Source organism: Pseudomonas sp. LAIL14HWK12:I10, assembly GCF_900184205.1.
Lineage (GTDB): Bacteria > Pseudomonadota > Gammaproteobacteria > Pseudomonadales > Pseudomonadaceae > Aquipseudomonas > Aquipseudomonas kermanshahensis.
The window spans coordinates 188,992-205,455 of record NZ_FXWU01000008.1; the positions used below are offsets into that span (position 1 = coordinate 188,992).

At 63.8% G+C, this 16,464-nt stretch carries 16 protein-coding genes; 2 read left to right on the plus strand and 14 right to left on the minus strand.

Annotated features, from left to right (window positions below; genetic code table 11):
• Nucleotides 1-17: 17 nt before the first annotated feature.
• On the minus strand, nucleotides 18-533 hold the full coding sequence (locus tag QOS90_RS19095) for a DUF3016 domain-containing protein (protein WP_085273400.1): 516 nt from the start codon (nucleotides 531-533) through the stop codon (nucleotides 18-20).
• Between the two features lie 75 nt (nucleotides 534-608).
• Here QOS90_RS19095 and QOS90_RS19100 point away from each other — a divergent pair, with 75 nt between their 5' ends.
• Nucleotides 609-1,334, plus strand: coding sequence for a metallophosphoesterase (locus QOS90_RS19100; protein WP_085273399.1), 726 nt, complete (start codon nucleotides 609-611; stop codon nucleotides 1,332-1,334).
• On the opposite strand, the gene QOS90_RS19105 is transcribed toward QOS90_RS19100, so the two are convergent.
• A complete protein-coding gene (locus tag QOS90_RS19105; protein WP_085273398.1) occupies nucleotides 1,282-1,896 on the minus strand; it encodes a LysE family translocator in 615 nt (204 codons plus the stop codon). The genes QOS90_RS19100 and QOS90_RS19105 overlap by 53 nt on opposite strands.
• Before the next feature lie 79 nt (nucleotides 1,897-1,975).
• Nucleotides 1,976-2,785: a helix-turn-helix transcriptional regulator gene (locus tag QOS90_RS19110; RefSeq protein ID WP_027594858.1), complete on the minus strand. Its 810-nt coding sequence runs from the start codon at nucleotides 2,783-2,785 to the stop codon at nucleotides 1,976-1,978.
• A gap of 131 nt (nucleotides 2,786-2,916) precedes the next feature.
• Here QOS90_RS19110 and QOS90_RS19115 point away from each other — a divergent pair, with 131 nt between their 5' ends.
• Nucleotides 2,917-3,540, plus strand: a complete 624-nt coding sequence (locus tag QOS90_RS19115; protein ID WP_027594859.1) for a LysE family translocator — start codon at nucleotides 2,917-2,919, stop codon at nucleotides 3,538-3,540.
• Here the strand turns inward: QOS90_RS19115 and QOS90_RS19120 are convergent.
• The 11 genes from QOS90_RS19120 to QOS90_RS19170 form a co-directional block, all read right to left on the minus strand.
• Nucleotides 3,537-5,870, minus strand: a complete 2,334-nt coding sequence (locus tag QOS90_RS19120; RefSeq protein ID WP_085273397.1) for an autotransporter family protein — start codon at nucleotides 5,868-5,870, stop codon at nucleotides 3,537-3,539. The genes QOS90_RS19115 and QOS90_RS19120 overlap by 4 nt on opposite strands.
• A 146-nt stretch (nucleotides 5,871-6,016) precedes the next feature.
• Nucleotides 6,017-6,292, minus strand: coding sequence for a peptidylprolyl isomerase (locus QOS90_RS19125; protein ID WP_009686637.1), 276 nt, complete (start codon nucleotides 6,290-6,292; stop codon nucleotides 6,017-6,019).
• A gap of 37 nt (nucleotides 6,293-6,329) precedes the next feature.
• On the minus strand, nucleotides 6,330-8,288 hold the full coding sequence (locus QOS90_RS19130) for an acetoacetate--CoA ligase (RefSeq protein WP_085273396.1): 1,959 nt from the start codon (nucleotides 8,286-8,288) through the stop codon (nucleotides 6,330-6,332).
• Between the two features lie 144 nt (nucleotides 8,289-8,432).
• Nucleotides 8,433-8,912: a serine protease inhibitor ecotin gene (gene eco / locus QOS90_RS19135; protein WP_027594862.1), complete on the minus strand. Its 480-nt coding sequence runs from the start codon at nucleotides 8,910-8,912 to the stop codon at nucleotides 8,433-8,435.
• A gap of 57 nt (nucleotides 8,913-8,969) precedes the next feature.
• Complete coding sequence (hbdH, locus tag QOS90_RS19140; protein ID WP_085273395.1) at nucleotides 8,970-9,740, minus strand: 3-hydroxybutyrate dehydrogenase; 771 nt, start codon at nucleotides 9,738-9,740, stop codon at nucleotides 8,970-8,972.
• Between the two features lie 140 nt (nucleotides 9,741-9,880).
• Nucleotides 9,881-10,894: an ABC transporter permease gene (locus QOS90_RS19145; protein ID WP_027594864.1), complete on the minus strand. Its 1,014-nt coding sequence runs from the start codon at nucleotides 10,892-10,894 to the stop codon at nucleotides 9,881-9,883.
• Nucleotides 10,894-11,952 (minus strand): microcin C ABC transporter permease YejB, encoded by a 1,059-nt coding sequence (locus QOS90_RS19150; protein ID WP_027594865.1) that lies wholly within the window; start codon nucleotides 11,950-11,952, stop codon nucleotides 10,894-10,896. Before QOS90_RS19150 ends, QOS90_RS19145 begins: the two co-directional genes overlap by 1 nt.
• Entirely contained in the window at nucleotides 11,949-13,784 is a 1,836-nt protein-coding gene (locus QOS90_RS19155; RefSeq protein ID WP_256577440.1) for an extracellular solute-binding protein, read from the minus strand. The genes QOS90_RS19150 and QOS90_RS19155 overlap by 4 nt, the downstream gene beginning before the upstream one ends.
• Before the next feature lie 127 nt (nucleotides 13,785-13,911).
• Entirely contained in the window at nucleotides 13,912-14,193 is a 282-nt protein-coding gene (locus tag QOS90_RS19160) for a peptidylprolyl isomerase (protein WP_027594867.1), read from the minus strand.
• 79 nt (nucleotides 14,194-14,272) lie between these two features.
• Nucleotides 14,273-15,334, minus strand: a complete 1,062-nt coding sequence (locus tag QOS90_RS19165) for a 3-deoxy-7-phosphoheptulonate synthase (protein WP_085273394.1) — start codon at nucleotides 15,332-15,334, stop codon at nucleotides 14,273-14,275.
• Between the two features lie 564 nt (nucleotides 15,335-15,898).
• On the minus strand, nucleotides 15,899-16,450 hold the full coding sequence (locus QOS90_RS19170; protein ID WP_085273393.1) for a YbhB/YbcL family Raf kinase inhibitor-like protein: 552 nt from the start codon (nucleotides 16,448-16,450) through the stop codon (nucleotides 15,899-15,901).
• Between the last annotated feature and the right edge of the window lie 14 nt (nucleotides 16,451-16,464).

Genomic DNA, 16,464 nt, shown 5'->3' on the forward strand with positions numbered 1-16,464 from the left:
TACCAGTGAAGGGTTTTTCAGGAAGCCGCGTGCGGTGCGAAGCGCTGGCGGAACCAGTCGTTCAGCATGGCCTTTTCGGCATACAGGCGGTCGCTGCTGCTGGTCACCCGCCCCGGGCGGCTGAGGTACATCTTGTCGCTGACCCGTTCCTGCGCTTGCTGGGCAGGTTTGCCGGGCTGGCTGAGGGTGTAGCTGAGGTCGATGGTCGGCCAGGTGATTTCGCGCATGAAGCGCACATCGTAGGCATTGCTGTGCCAAGGCTCGAAGCGCCCGGCCAGGTCGATGTCACGGATGTCGATAACCAGCTGCTGGTCTGCTTGCAAGTAACGCTGGCCGAGCTTCTGCAGGTACTCGGTCAGGGCCTTCATGACATAGGCATCGGCACCCCGTTCGTAGCCGGCACTGTCGAGGCTGGCATCGCGAAATTTTTCGGGATGGTCGAATCGCACCTCGACCTGCGCAGCCGGAGCACCTTGTGCCATGCTGTTCAATGACAGCGCCACGAGCACGGCACACACGAGGGCGGTACGCATGATGCACCTCCAAGGTGAAAGACGTGTCCCTTTATTCTACGCCTGCCATGACAGCACCCGCAGAGGAAGATTGTAATGAGTCGGTTTCGGCGGGTAGCCGCCAACCCCCTGGGTCGAGACCTGGCGGTGGGTGATATCCACGGGCACTTCGGGCGCCTTGTTCGGTGCCTGCAAGCGGTTGGGTTCAACCCCGCAGTGGACCGCCTGTTCAGCGTGGGTGACCTGGTCGACCGTGGGCCGCTCAGCCACGCGGCGCTGGCATGGCTAGACCTGCCCTGGTTTCATGCCGTGCAGGGTAACCATGAGGCGCTGGCGGTTAGCTACCTGCGCGGTGGCCGGCTCGACCTGGAGATGTACCACGCCGCCGGTGGTGGCTGGTTTCTTGAGCTGCCCAAGGCCGAGCAGCGGCGCTTTGTCGAACGCTTCGAGCAATTGCCGATCGGTATGGAAGTTGAAAGTGCAGCGGGCCTGATCGGTCTGTTGCATGCCGACAGCCCCTTCGCCGATTGGCCCGTGTTACGGAGCTGGTTGGAACTGGATGACGACCCCGAGGTACGCGAAGTCTGCCAATGGTCGCGGCGCCGGCTGAAGGAGGGCGACACCCGGCCTGTGCACGGCATCCGTGCCTTGTTGGTCGGGCATACACCCGTGCTGCAGGTCAAACAGCTGGGCAATGTCTGGCACCTGGACACCGGCGGCTGGGCCAGCGGCCATTTCAGCCTGCTCGACCTGGCGACCCTTGAGCTGGTCAGCCCCGCGCAAGGTGCACAAGCAACGCCCCGGCCAACACCATCAGCATGACCCCCGAAGCCCGCTCCAGCCAGGGCAAGGCGCGGGAGAAGCGCTGCAACACGCGCTGGTTGCCGATGGCCACGGCGACCAGCAGGTCCCAGAGCAGCACGATGCAGAACATCCAGCCCGCATACACCACCTTCCAGCCGACACTGCTGCTGGCGACCATGCTGGCGAGGCTGGCGTAGAACAGCGCGTTCTTGGGGTTGAAAATGCCCGACAAAAAGCCCATCGCCAGGCTGCGCCAACCACCTGGTACAGCGCCATTGCCGGCCACTGCGGCCAGGTTGGAATGCCCGGCGTAGCGCAAGAATTGTGCGCCGATGTACAAAAGGTAAGCCGCACCGGCCAGTTGCAAAGCAATGAACAACGTGCTGCCTTCGCGCAAAATCGACAGGCCGGTAAAGGCCATGGCGATGAAGGCGCCATTGGCCAACGCGATACCCAGGCACGCGCCGCTGGCGGTGCGCCAACCGCCACTGATGGAGGTGCGGGCAACCAGGAAAAAGTCCGGGCCGGGTGACAGCAGGGCTAGGAAGTGGGCGAGGGCGACGATCAGGAACTGCTCCATGGGCGAGACGACTCTGGCAGGTAAAGCCGCAGTCTGGCGTCGAGCCTGGAGCACGTATTGAAGATTATTGCGCGGGGCCTCAATGGCCTCGGTATTGCCCGGGCGTTACGCCCACGTGCGCCTTGAACACCCGCTGAAAGTGGCTTTGGTCGGCAAACCCAAGCTGATAGGCGACCTCTGCCAGCGCCAGGCCCTGGTTCAACAGAAGCCGACTGCGATTGACCCTGGCGTTGAGCAGGTAGGCATGGGGCGTCAGGCCGGTCGCTGCGCGAAACGCCCGAATCAGTTGATAACGCCCCAATCCCGCTTCCTGGGCCAGCAACGTCAGGCTCAGTTGCGCAGGGTCCTCAGCCTCGATCCGTTCGACCAGGCCACTGAGCAGGGTGGCGCCCAGCGCCGGTGCCGCCTCCAGCGTCGGGTGCGCGCAGAAGTCCTGGTCCCCCATGAAGGCAATCAGCGCCGCCTCTTTCTCGCCGTAGCTCGCACTGGAGAACAACAAGGCATTCAGCGCGCAGAACTGGCCGTACAAGGCGGGCACATGGCTGATACGTGCTGGCTCACCCGCCTGCGCACCGCGCAGCCCAGACTCCAGGCGCAGTTGCGACAGCCAGTCGGCATCCACGTGCAGCATCTGGTAGCTCCAGGCCTGGCCAGGCGCCGGGTTGCACGCATGCACACGCTTTGCCGGGACCATCACCAAGGTGCCGGGGGTCAGGCGTTGCTGACCACCGCTTGCGCCGGTAAACAGGCTGAAGCCGGCATCCACTGCACCCATGGAAAAGGTCGGATGGCTATGCGCCTTGTAGCAGGCGCGGCTATGGCAGGCGCGGCGGCTTTCGACGAAGGGCAGGGCAGTATCGCGCCAGACGCGGGCTTGTGAGCGGGGCATGAAAAGGGTCCTCGACAGGAGCAAAAGCTTACCAGTAGCAGGGGACCCGTACAGTTTTTTCGGCTGGCTGTAACTTGACCCTGTGCGCGTCTGCGGTCGAAATAAGCGCTTGATGTCAGAGGACAATAATAATGGATCTTGCCAGTTTGCTGCTGTTCATCCCCGCGTGCTTCGCCCTCAACATGGCGCCCGGGCCCAACAACCTGCTGTCGTTGCACAATGCCAGCCGCTACGGCCTGCGCACGGCCTGCGTGGCCGGTGGCGGGCGCATTGTCGCTTTCAGCGGCATGATTGCGCTGGCGGCCATGGGCCTGGCGGTGGTGCTGCATACCAGTGAATACCTGTTCCTCGCTATCAAGGTGATTGGTGCCGCCTACCTGTTCTACATTGCCTGGCAGTTGTGGCGGGCCCCTGTTGGTGAAGCCGTGGTGGCGGGTGATCACCCACGCGGCACCTGGCGCTTGGCGCGGCAAGAGTTCTGGGTGGCGGCGGGCAACCCGAAGGCGATCCTGATCTTCACGGCCTTCCTGCCGCAGTTCGTTTCGGTCGGTGGTGCTACCCCGGTCAGTGAGCAGTTCTTGTGGCTGGGGGTGCTGTTCCTGCTGCTGGAGTGGGCCGCCATCGCCATCTATGCGGGCCTTGGCGCCTATATGCAGCGCTGGTTCAGCCAGCCTGGGCCGCGTCGGATGTTCAACCGGGTCAGCGCCTCCTTGCTGGGCTGCGCTGGCCTCGGTCTGCTGGCAGCGCGCCGCTAGAACTGCCAGCGCACACCCAGGTTCACGCCGCTGGCTTCCTGCTGGCGGCTGTCCAGGTTGACGCTGTACTGCACGCCGCCGTGCAGGCTAAGCGCTTCACTCACTTGCGCGACCACACCGCTTTCAAGTTGCACCGAGGTGTAGCGGTAGTCGGTCTTGATCGTGTCGAGGTCATCGAACGTCAGCGTGTCGCGGCCACCGTCGCCGTGCCACAGGTTGACCTGCGCATAGGGTTGCAGCAGGCGTCCACGGGTGCCCGTGAAGGTGCCTTCAAGGCGCGCACCCAAGCGCGCGGTCAGTTCAACCTCGGCGTCATGGCTGACGCGCGAGGCGCTGTCTCGGGCGGTGTCCAGCGAGACCTTCTGGGCGATCAACTGGGCTTGTGGCTCCACGGCCCAGCGTTGCGACAGGACGATGGGGTAGCCGGACTCCAGTGACGCTGTCCAGGCATGGCCACTGATGTTCAGCTTGTCACCACGGTGCGAGCGCGCCCGGCCATCCAGGTCGGTGTACTGCAGCACGGCATCGAGGTACCCGCGCTGCGGCCCGACCAGTGTCCAGTAAGCGCCGACGCTGTCGCCATCGAGCTTCAGGTCACCGACGCTGCGGTCTTGTACGGCCAGGGCAAACCCTTTGACGTCGGCGTCCAGGCGACTGTGGCTGACATACACGCCGACCTGTTGGCGATAGCCGCTGTCATTGACCTTGGCATACACGTCCTGGCCGACCTTGAAGCCATACAGGTCACCGTCCAGGCTGGGGCTGACCGTGCCTGTCCATTGCTGGCGCAGCGTGCCGCCGTAGGCCTGGCCCCAACTGGCGGGGAGCCCGCCTTGGCCGGTAAGCAACTGCTGATCGCCCTGGCGCTGGTGAAAAGTACCCAAGGCTTGGCGGGCGATGATCGCGGCGCCTCTGGGGGCAGCGGCGTACACCGGGACCTCGGGGCGGTACAGCGCCAAGGGCTTGCCCTGCACGGGCGCAGGCAGTTCAGCTTGCCCGGGCGCCGCCGCAACCACAGGCGGGGTCGCTGCCGGTTCGATCACGGGTGGCTCGCCGGGCTGCGGTGCCGGCGCCGGAGCGGGCGGGGCGACTAAGGTTGAGCGCAGGTACCAGCTGTTTTCGCTGCCGGCCGTGATACCACCCTTGAACAGGCGATAGTCGTAGGCACCGACCGAAAGCGTCTGGGTCTGTACGAAAGCGTCGTTCCGGCTGACAGCGCCTTCGCGGGCTTCGACCACTTGGATACCGTTTTGTGTGGTCAGCGCGCCTGCGCCACCCAGGTTATTGACCAGCAGGCCAGTGCTGCCAGCGATAACCCCGCGGCTGACGACCAGGCGGTCGGAGGCCGCGCCATCCCCGGCCAGCACGCTGTTCACGCGCAGGGTGCCGTTGTTGCCGGTGTAATCGCCTTGAATGCTCAGGCGCCCCTGGGCATCGTTGCCCCGTGACAGGTCTATCGTGCCGGCGTTTTCGACCGACACCTTGTTCCCGTTCTGGATACTCACGATGCTGCCTTGGCGTGCGATCAGCGCGCTGCTCGCATCGATTGTGAAGCTGCCTGTACCGGTCGCGGGGAGGGTGTCGGTGCCTAGGTCGCCCAAGGTGAGGGTATCGTCAAGGGTGAATCGGCTGGCGTTGGTCAACGCCACGGATTCCCAGTTGGTGTACAACGCCCCGCGCGTCACCTGGCTGCGGTTGAACACCAGGGTGTCATTGCCAGCGCCGCCGTCGATGTTGATGTCCAAGCCCTTGGCATCGAGGCTGTCGATTGTCGCGGAGTCATCGCCAATACCCATATCGACCCGGCCGCCGATGCTGCCGCCGGACCACGTGAAGGTGTCGTTGCCAGCGCTGGCGAGCACATTCCCCTTGAGCTCGCCGCCGCTGATGGTGATGCGGTCCTGGCCGCCACTGGTGCTGATATTGCCGCCAATCGAGCCCCCGCGCAGCAGGATCGTGTCGTTGCCAAAGCCGCTTACCAAGTTGCCGTCAATCTTGGTTGCAACGGCGGTGTCCTGGGACATTTCGAAGTAGTTGTCAGCGAGCTTCAAGTAGACTCGGCCTATCTGGCCGCCCGAAAAGATTGCATGATCGCCATCCTCGAACGCACCGATAATGCGCCCGCCCGACATTGTGAAATTATCGAACCCTTGGCCCTGGTTCAGCGACTGGACCGTGCCCCCGCTCATGGTGAAGGTATCGACCTGTTGGGTTTGCGAGATCGCCCCCAGGCTGTCGCCCGGTATGACGGTCAGTGAATCAGGGTAGCCAAGCGTCGGCAGTACGAGCAGTGGCAACGCGGCAGGGGCAAGCAGGCGGTGATAACGCATCGGCAGGTCTCCGGGGCCTCAGAGGGGGACCACTACCTGACGCGGCGCTTAGGCGCACCACCTCGGTCCTGCCTGAGTTGTAGGGAAAGGCCTGACGTTGAACAACTGGCAATAATGCTAGGTGGCCTGTTGCCACCCTGACGCTGTCAGTCGCGGTAGAAGGTTTGCACCAGGTGGTAGCCGAACTTGCTCTTGATCGGTCCATGCACCACACGTAGCGGCTTTTTGAAGATGACCTGGTCGATGGCGCCGACCATCTGGCCGGGCCGTACCTCACCCAGATCACCGCCGCGCTTGCCCGACGGGCAGGTGGAAAACTTTTTCGCCAGCACGTCGAAGGCCTCGCCATTGGCGATGCGCTGCTTGAGCTTTTCGGCTTCGTCAGCGGTCTTGACCAGGATGTGGCGGGCTTGAGCTTTCATGGGACACCTGTGCTTCGGGGTAAAAAAAAGGGCGCCATTATGCCTCATTGTGCAGCGCGTTGTGGTCGCGAAACTGCTCCAGCGCCTCCGGGTTGGCCAGGGCGTCGGTGTTTTTCACCGGCAGGCCATGAACCACATCACGTACCGCCAGCTCCACCAGCTTGCCGCTGATGGTGCGCGGTATGTCGTTGACCTGGGCAATCACCGCAGGCACGTGGCGCGGCGTGGTGTACTGGCGTATCACCTGGCGAATGCGTTGGCGCAAGGCGTCATCCAGCTGCAGGCCGTCGCGCAGGCGCACGAACAGCACCACCCGTACATCGCCTTGCCAGTCCTGGCCGATGGCGACGCTTTCCAGCACTTCTTCGACCTTCTCCACCTGGCGGTAGATCTCTGCCGTGCCAATGCGAACCCCGCCAGGGTTGAGCACGGCATCGGAGCGGCCGTGGATGATCAGGCCACCGCTGGCGCGCTGCTCGGCATAGTCGCCCTGCGCCCAGCCCCCCGGAAACTGGCTGAAGTAGGCCGCGTGGTAGCGGCTGCCATCGGGGTCGTGCCAAAAGCCCAGCGGCATGGACGGAAACGGCTGCAGGCACACCAGTTCACCTTTTTCGTCATACACGCTCTGGCCTTGCGCGTTCCAGACCTCCACCGCCATGCCCAGCCCCTTGCACTGGATTTCGCCGCGATGCACCGGCAGCGTCGGGTTGCCCAGCACGAAGCAGGCAACGATGTCGGTGCCACCGGACATGGAGGCCAGGCATACATCGGCCTTGATCTTGCGGTAAACGTAATCGTAACTGTGCGGCGACAGTGGCGAGCCGGTCGACAGCAGCAGGCGCAAGCTGGTCAGGCGGTGCGTGGCGGCAGGCTCAAGGCCTTCCTGTTCGAGTGCAGCCAGGTACTTGGCGCTGGTGCCGAAGGCATGGATGCCCTCGGCATCGATCAAGTCCAGCAGCCGCGCTGGCCCGGGGTGGAAGGGCGAGCCGTCATACAGCACCAGTGTGGCACCTACAGCCAGGCCGCTGGCCAGCCAGTTCCACATCATCCAGCCGCAGGTGGTGTAGTAGAACAGCACATCATCGGCCTTGAGGTCATTGTGCAGGCCGTGTTCCTTGAGGTGCTGCAGCAGCACCCCACCGGCGCGGTGGACGATGCACTTGGGTACGCCGGTGGTGCCGCTGGAGTAGAGGATGCACAGCGGATGATCGAACGGCAGCGGGGTGAATCGAGGCATGCCCCCGGGCTGGAAAAAGCCCTCCCACAGGTCGACACGGGACGCGTGGAATTCGTCGGCGCGGGTCCCGCTGCGGGTATGGGGTACCACGATCAGTTGCTCAAGGCCTGGTAATTGGGCGCAGACCTGGTTGACCTTGTCGACCTGTTCGATGACCTTGCCGGCATAGTGGTAACCGGCGCAGACGATCAGCAATTTGGGGCTGATCTGGCCGAATCGGTCGATGATGCCGTGCACGCCGAACTCGGGTGAAGCGCTGGACCAGATTGCGCCGAGGCTGGCGCAGGCCAGCATGGCTACCAGGGTTTCCCAGGTGTTGGGCATGATGGCAGCGATGCGGTCGCCCGGTTTCACACCGCAGGCCTCGAACGCCCGTTGCAGCCCCGCGACCTCGGCGGCCAACTGCGCATGGCTCAGCACTCGGCGCTGGCCGTCTTCGCGTACGGCGATCAATGCCGGGCGGTCGTCGCGCCGGCGCAGCAGGTGTTCGGCGTAGTTCAGGGTGGCGCCGCTGAACCACTGGGCATCGGGCATTTGCGGGCCTTCGCGCAGCACGTGGCTCGGTGGTTGGTGCCAGTTAACGTGAAAGTACTCGGCAAGGCTTTGCCAGAAGGCTGAGCGCTGCTCGATGCTCCAGCGGTGCAGTGCCTGGTAGTCGTTTAATTCGAGGTTGTAGCGCAGGTTGACCCAGCGGCGAAACGCAACCATCCGGCTGGCCTCGATCTGCGCTGTGGAGGGGCTCCAGAGTACGTCGTTCATGGCGAACCTCCAGTGGTTGCGGGAGGGGGTAGGAGCAGCCTTGCGCTGCGAAGAGGCCAGTGAAAACACAGTAAATCTTCGCTGCTATTACTGGCCTCTTCGCGGCGCAAGGCTGCTCCTACCTATCAGCGTGATGCGAGCTTCTTATTCCACTTTAGCCTTCTGCACGTCTTGCGAGGCCGACCACACGCGGTAGCGCACTTCGACGTCCTTGGGCACATACACCACCACTGGCAACTTGCTGTTGTAGCGCAGCATGAAGCCTTCGCCGACCACCGGCACGAACGCATCGGTCTTCTTGCCATCCGGGCAGGCCATCAGGGTGCTCGCAGGGCCGCCGACCTTGTCCAGGCGGTAGTAGCTGTAGCCCCAGCCTTCGAGCGTGCGTTCTTCGAGGCTGCCCGCCAGGCGTTGGCGGTTGCAGTCGACCTTGAGCGTCTTGCCCGCGAGAATTTCCAGTTTATAGGCCGACTCGTCGGCCTGGGCCGGCAGGTGGATGACCTGCCGGGTGAAGCCTTTTTCCGCCTCGGGATAGGGCGCGACATCCTTCAAGCTGGCAGCCATCGCCGGGGCGGCGGCAGCCAGGGTCAAGGTCAGGATCGCAGACAGTGGGAGTGGGCGCATGTAGGCCTCCTTGCAGTTGAAAAGGGTGCAAGACCATTGCCAGGTCGTGGCCGGCCCTCACTGGGCCAGCCAGCCACCGTCGACATTCCAGGCGGCACCACGGACCTGGCTTGCGGCCTCGCTGCACAGAAATAGTACCAGCTCGCCCAGGTGCTCGGGGGTGACGAAGGCCAACGAAGGCTGCTTCTCGGCCAACAGGTCGTGTTGTGCCTGCTGCGGGTCTACACCCTTGGCGGCGCGGTCGTCGATCTGCTTTTGCACCAGCGGGGTCAGCACCCAGCCAGGGCAGATCGCGTTGCAAGTGACATTGCTGGCGGCCGTTTCCAGGCCCACGACCTTGGTCAGGCCCACCACGCCATGCTTGGCTGCCACGTAGGCGGCCTTGCCGGTCGAGCCGACCAGCCCGTGCACCGAAGCGATGTTGATGATCCGCCCCCAGTTGCGTGCGCGCATGCCGGGCAGGGCCAGGCGGCTGCCATGGAACACCGCCGACAGGTTGAGGGCGATGATCTTGTCCCAGCTCTCCACGGGAAACTGTTCGACCGGCGCCACGTGCTGGATACCGGCGTTGTTGACCAGAATGTCGACACCGCCGAATTCATGCTCGGCCACAGCGAACAGGGCCTCTATTTGCGCTATATCCGACAGGTCGGCGGGGTGGTGGACGGCCTTCACGCCATGGCTGGTAATGCTGGCGATGGCCGGCGCCGGGTCGCCAAAACCGTTGAGCAGGATGTTGGCCCCAGCGCGGGCCAGCACCTGGGCGATGCCAAGGCCGATACCGCTGGTGGAACCGGTGACGAGTGCAGTCTTGCCTTTGAGGGTCATGCGAATGCTCCCAGTGCAGGTTGTGGGTCTTTTTGTAGGAGCAGCCTTGTGCTGCGAAGAGGCCGGTGAAAGCAGCTAATATTTACAGGGTTTTCACTGGCCTCTTCGCAGCGCAAGGCTGCTCCTACAGGGGTCGTGCATTAACCATGTGGATCGAACGCTTCGCGCAGCGCATCGCCGATGAACACCAGCAGCGACAGAATCACCGCCAACGCGAAAAACGCAGTAAAGCCAAGCCAGGGCGCTTCCAGGTGCTGCTTACCCTGGGTCACCAGCTCGCCCAGCGAGGCGCTGCCGGCCGGCATGCCGAAGCCCAGGAAGTCCAGCGCAGTCAGGGTGGTAATGGCCCCGGTCAACATGAACGGCACATAGGTCAGCGTGGCATTCATGGCGTTGGGCAGAATGTGCCGCAACATCACCTGGCTGTCTGGCAGGCCCAGCGCCCGCGCGGCTTTGACGTATTCCAGGTTGCGCCCGCGCAAAAACTCGGCGCGCACCACATCGACCAGGGTCAGCCACGAAAACAGCGCCATGATCCCCAGCAACCACCAGAAATCAGGCTCGACGAAGCCGCTAAGGATGATCAACAGGTACAGCACCGGCAACCCCGACCAGACCTCCAGCAAGCGCTGCCCCAGCAGGTCGACCCAGCCGCCGTGGTAGCCCTGCAAGGCTCCGGCCGTTACGCCGATCAGCACGCTGACCAGGGTCAAGGCAAAGGCGAACAGCAGCGACACTCGGGTGCCGTACAGCACCCGGGCCAGCACATCGCGCCCCTGGTCGTCGGTGCCCAGCCAATTGCTGGTACTGGGTGGGCTGGGGGTGGGCACTTGCAGGTCGTAGTTAGGGGTGTCGGCACTGAAGGGGATGGGGGCGAACAGCATCCAGCCGCCCTGGGCCTCGATCAATTGGCGCACGTAGGCACTGCGGTAATCTGGCTGGAACGGCAATTGGCCGCCGAACTGCTGTTCGGTGTAACGCTTGAGCGCCGGGGTGTACAGCTCGCCCTTGTAACCCAGCAGCAAGGGCTTGTCGTTGGCCACCAGCTCTGCGCCCAGGCTCAGCAGCAATAGCGCTGCGAACAGCCACAGCGATACCCAGCCGAGGCGGTTGCGGCGAAAGCGTTGCAGGCGGCGCGACACGGGCGAGAGCATCAGTTGGCCCTCGTGTCGAAGTCGATGCGCGGGTCGAGCAGGGTGTAGCACACATCGCCGATCAGACGGATCAACAAACCCGCCAGGGTAAAGATGAACAGCGTGCCGAAGACCACCGGGTAGTCACGCGACACGGCGGCTTCGTAACTCATCCGGCCAAGGCCATCGAGGGAGAAGATTACTTCGATGAGCAGCGAACCTGCAAAAAACACCGTGATCAGTGCCTGGGGCAGCCCGGCCACCACCAGCAGCATGGCATTGCGCAACACGTGGCCGTACAGCACGCGCCGCTCGCTCAGCCCCTTGGCCCGGGCGGTGACCACGTACTGGCGGGAGATCTCGTCAAGGAATGCATTCTTGGTCAGCAGGGTCAGGGTGGCGAAGCCGCCGATCACCAGTGCGCCGACCGGCAGCACCAGGTGCCAGAAATAGTCGGCGACCTTGCCCAGCAGGCTGAGCTGGTCGAAGTTTTCCGACACCAGGCCGCGCACCGGGAACCAGTTCAGCGACGTGCCGCCGGCGAACAGCACGATCAGCAACAGGGCGAACAGGAACGAGGGCAGGGCGTAGCCGATCACGATCAGTGCGCTGCTCCAGGCATCGAAGCGGCTGCCATGGCGCACCGCCTTGCGGATGCCCAAGGGGATAGAAACCAGATAGGTGATGAGCGTGGCCCAGAAGCCGAGCGACAGGGTGACCGGGAGCTTGTCGAGGATCAGGTCTGTGACCTTGGCCCCACGAAAGAAGCTCTGGCCGAAGTCGAGGCGGGCGTACTGGCTGAGCATCAGCCAGAGCCGTTCGGGGGCTGATTTATCGAAACCGTATTGGTGTTTGATCGCCTCGATCAGCTTGGGGTCCAGGCCGCGGGTGGCCCGTGACTCGCCATGCGCCACCTCGGCCCGGGCGCCTGGTGCGCCGCCGCCGATACCCTGCAGCCGCGCCACCGCTTGCTCCACCGGGCCACCAGGCGCCGCCTGGACGATCGCGAAATTGACCAGCAGGATCGCCAGCAGCGTCGGAATGATCAGCAACAGGCGCCGCAGAATATAGGCCGTCATGGTGAGGCCTTCAGGCGTTCGGCCATCTGCGCGTTGGTCAGCGGGGTAGGGCTGACTTCCCACCAGGTGTCGAGGCCTTCGTCATAGGTGGCCTGAACCTTGGGCAAGCCAAAGCGGTTCCACCAGGCCGTGGAGCTGCCGGGCGGGTAGTAGTTGGGGATCCAGTAGTAGTTCCACTGCAGCACGCGGTCCAGGGCATGGGCATGGCGCAGCATGTCGGCTTGCGTGCTGGCGCGTACCAGGCCGTCGATCAGGCTGTCCACTGCAGGGTCCTGCAGCACCATCAGGTTGTTCGAGCCGGGGTCGTGGGCCGCTGCCGAACCGAAGTAGTTGTACAGCTCCGCCCCTGGCGACAGCGTGACCGGGTAGCCGGTCACGATCATGTCGTAGTCACGCGCCATCAGGCGGTTGACGTATTGGGCCGAGTCGACATTGCGAATGTTCAGGGTGACGCCGATCTGCGCCAGGTTGCGCTTCCACGGCAGCAGCAGGCGCTCCAGGCCGGCCTGGCCGTTGAGGAAGGTGAATTCCAATGGCTCGCCTTGGGCGTTGACCAGGCGGTCGCCCTCGGGGTGCCAGCCGGCTTGCTGCAACAAAGCCAACGCTTGCAGCTGTTGCGTGCGGACGATGCCCGTGCCATCGGTGACCGGGGCCGTGAACACGCGGTCGAAGACCTCATCCGGCACCTGGCCGCGCAACGGCTCCAGCAGTTCGAGTTCGCTGGCGTCGGGCAATGCGCGGGCGGCCAGTGGGGTGTTGGAAAACACGCTCTGCTGGCGGATGTAGAGGTTGCGCATCATCTGCCGGTTGCTCCACTCGTAGTCCCAGAGCATGCCCAGCGCCTGGCGCACGCGGCGGTCGCGAAACGGCGGCTTGTCCAGGTTGAACACATAACCTTGGGCAACCTGCGGTTTGGCCGGGCCCAGGTGCGCGCGCTGCAGGCGGCCGTCGTCCAGCTGCGCGCCGTTGTAGCCGAGGGTGTAGGCCGTGGCAGAAAACTCGCGGTTGTAATCGTAGCCACCCCCTTTTAGCACCTGCCGCGCCACTTCGGTGTCGCCGAAGTATTCGATGCGCAGCGTGTCGAAATTGTAGCGGCCACGGCTGACAGGGAGGTCTTTGGCCCACCAGGTTGGGTCACGTTCAAAGCTGATGCTGCGGCCATTGTCGATCTGGCCGATGCGGTAAGGGCCGCTGCCGACCGGTTTGTCGAAGCCGGCGCCGTTGGTGAAATCGCGTTGTTGCCAGTCATGCTCGGGCAGCACCGGCAGGCTGGCCAAGTCCAAGGGCAGGGTGCGGCCATGGGGTTGCCTGAAGTCGAAGCGCACGCGATGCGGGCCCTCTACGGTAACCCCTGCGACCTCGGCGAACTGGGTGCGGTACTTGAGGCTGCCTTTGCTCATCAGCAGCTCGAAGGTAAAGCGCACGTCTTCGGCGCGCACCGGCTTGCCGTCGGCGAAGGTGGCGCGGGGGTCGATCTCGAAGCGCAGCCAGGCATCGTCCGGGCCACGTTCCATGCGCCGGGCAATCAGGCCGTAGACGGTGTAGGGCTCATCGAATGAGCGCACGGCCAATGGCGCGTACAGCCAACCATCGACTTCGTTGACGCCGGTGCCTTTGTCGATGTACGGCAGAATATGGTCGAACTGGCCAATCTCCATGGCCGAGCGGCGCAATATGCCGCCCTTGGGGGCGTTGGGGTTGGTGTAGTCGAAATGGTGGAAGCTTTGGTTGTAGCGGGGGGCTTCGCCGTAGACAGTCAACGCATGGGTGGGTGCAGCGTGGGTGTTGGCGCAAAAGCACAGAAACAAAACCAGCCAGCCCAGGCGAAACAAGCCCTTGTAGGAGCAGCCTTGTGCTGCGAAGGCGTCAGCACGGTCAACGAAATTGCCCGGCCGGGCCACTTCACAGCGCAAGGCTGTTCCTACAGAGGCTGAGTCGTTCCAGAGGAACAACCTGGTATCAGTCCTGACGGCTGGTCACTTCCAGCAGGTGATAACCGAACTGGGTTTTCACCGGGCCCTGGACAACGTTCAGCGGCGCGCTGAAGACCACGGTATCGAACTCACGCACCATCTGGCCCGGGCCGAACGAGCCCAGGTCGCCGCCTTGGCGGCTGGATGGGCAGGTGGAATTGGCCTTGGCGACTTCGGCGAAATCGGCACCAGCTTCGATCTGGGCTTTCAGTTCGTTGCATTTGTCTTCGCTGCTGACCAGGATGTGGCGGGCGGTGGCACGTGCCATGGGTACTGCTCCTTAGGGTAAAAACGCAAGCCTAGCGCACTTGTTCGGGAAATGTCTCGCAAGGCTTGCTAGCGGCTTCCTACAGTTTTTGTGCCGCCTCGCGCAACAGGGTTTCAGTTGACGCCCAACCCAGGCAGCCATCGGTGATCGACACGCCGTACTTCAGTGCGCCTTTGCCTAGGGACTGGCAGCCATCGAACAGGTGGCCTTCGATCATCACGCCGACAATCGAACGGTCACCGGCCACGCGCTGTGCCAGCACGTCCTCGAATACCGCGGGCTGCTGCGCTGGGTCCTTGCCGCTGTTGGCATGGCTGCAATCGACCATGATCCGCGCCTGCAACCCCACCTTGGCCAACCCCTGCCGGGCCTGGGCGATGCTCGTGGCATCGTAGTTCGGGCCTTTATGGCCGCCGCGCAACACCAGGTGGGTGTCGGGGTTGCCCAGGGTCTCGATGATGGCCGGGTAGCCCTGCGCATCCATGCCGAAATGGCGGTGTGGGTGCGCGGCGCTGCGCATGGCGTCGCAGGCGATGCCGATCCCGCCGTCGGTGCCATTCTTGAAGCCCACAGGCAGTTCCAGGCCACTGACCATTTCACGGTGCACTTGCGACTCGGTGGTGCGAGCGCCGATGGCGGCCCAGCCCAGCAGGTCGTCGAAGTAGCCCGCGGCCATCGGCTGCAGCAGCTCGGTGGCAATGGGCAGGCCGCGCTCGATCATGTTCAGCATCAGGCCGCGCGACAGGGCGATACCGGCGTGCATGTCATCGCTGCCATCGAGGTGCGGGTCGTAGGCCAGGCCTTTCCAGCCCACCGTGGTGCGGGGTTTTTCGACGTAGGCGCGCATCACCAGCAGCAGCTTGTCATCCACTTCGCGGCTCAGCGCGGCTAGGCGGTCGGCGTATTCCAGGGCCGAGCGAGGGTCGTGAATCGAGCAGGGGCCTACAACTACCAACAGGCGTTCGTCGCGGCCTTCGAGAATGGCGCGGATGGCCTGGCGGTGGGCATGGACTTGCTGGGTGAGCTCAGCGGACAGCGGCATTTGCTGCTTGAGCAGGTGGGGGCTTGGCAGGCGCTGGCTGACGGTCGTATTGGCAGCTTGCGGTTGGTTCAGGGGCAGGGCGAGGTTCGAGGCTTGCATGGCGTTTTTCCCTGGGCGGACGGCGGGTTCTGGCCCGCGTCGTCGGCCCTATCGAGGTGTTCGACAGATCGTTGTAGGTGTGTTGGCTGCAGCGTTGCCACCCTTGAAGGACCGAACGGAGGCGGCAGGCTGGCCCGAACGGGATTGGCTAAATCGCCAGGCATAGGTGTTTGCGCAGTAATAAGTGGCGTAGTTCATGAATCTGTCCTCAAGGTAAATCGGTAATGTTCAAAGGCCTGAAAAGCAAAACCCCCGGTCGGGGAGCCGACCGGGGGTTTGAGTATTCTCATGTTCGGCGGCCCCTCGAAAGTGGGCGCCGTGTGGGTATCAGCGGCGCCTAGTGGCTAAACCAATACCCAAAATAAAAGCTGGCAGGGGCCTTGCGACCGGCAACGGCCAGCACAGGGCGCAGGGTGCGACCGGTGTGGTTGGCGTGATTGCAGGTGCGTTTCGGCATGTTGCTCTCCAGTGAATGAGCCCGAGCTTACTTCAGATCAGGCGCGGCGTTCAATGGGTAAATGCTGTGACGTTGATCATTGTCGGTAATGGGTGGCAATGACTCATTCAATGGCCGTAACGCCCCACCAGGGTTTGTGCGCCCAAGGCATGGTCTTGGAGCAACTGCAGCAGCCCGTTGCGGTCCAGGTCTGCTGGCAGGATGCCGGGTTCGAGGTCGGTTGCAATCAACGTCAGCGCGTAGTGGTGCGGGTTGTCCCCGGCGGGCGGGCATGGGCCACGGTAGCTGGCGGTGCCGCGGGAGTTGCGCCCCACCGTCACGGCAGGGCTGGTCAGCCCGGCCATGCCTTCTTTCAAGCCATCCAGGCCCGGGTCGATGTTGTAGGCGACCCAGTGCACCACCCCGAGGCCTTTGCCGCCATCGGGGTCGAACATCACCAGCGCCAGCGAGCGCGTACCGGCGGGCAGGTTGTCCCAGCTCAGTTGTGGGGTGCGTTCTTCGCCTGCGCCGCAGGCCGGGTCTGGCCCGACCTGTTGCAGGGCGATCACGCCACCGTCGGTGAAGGAGGAAGAACTGATCGACAGTGCGCCAGAGCCCGGCCCGGCGGCCAGTACGCTGAAAGGCAGCAGGGCAGCGAGCAGCCAGGGTTTGGCGTTCATGGCAACTCCTTGGC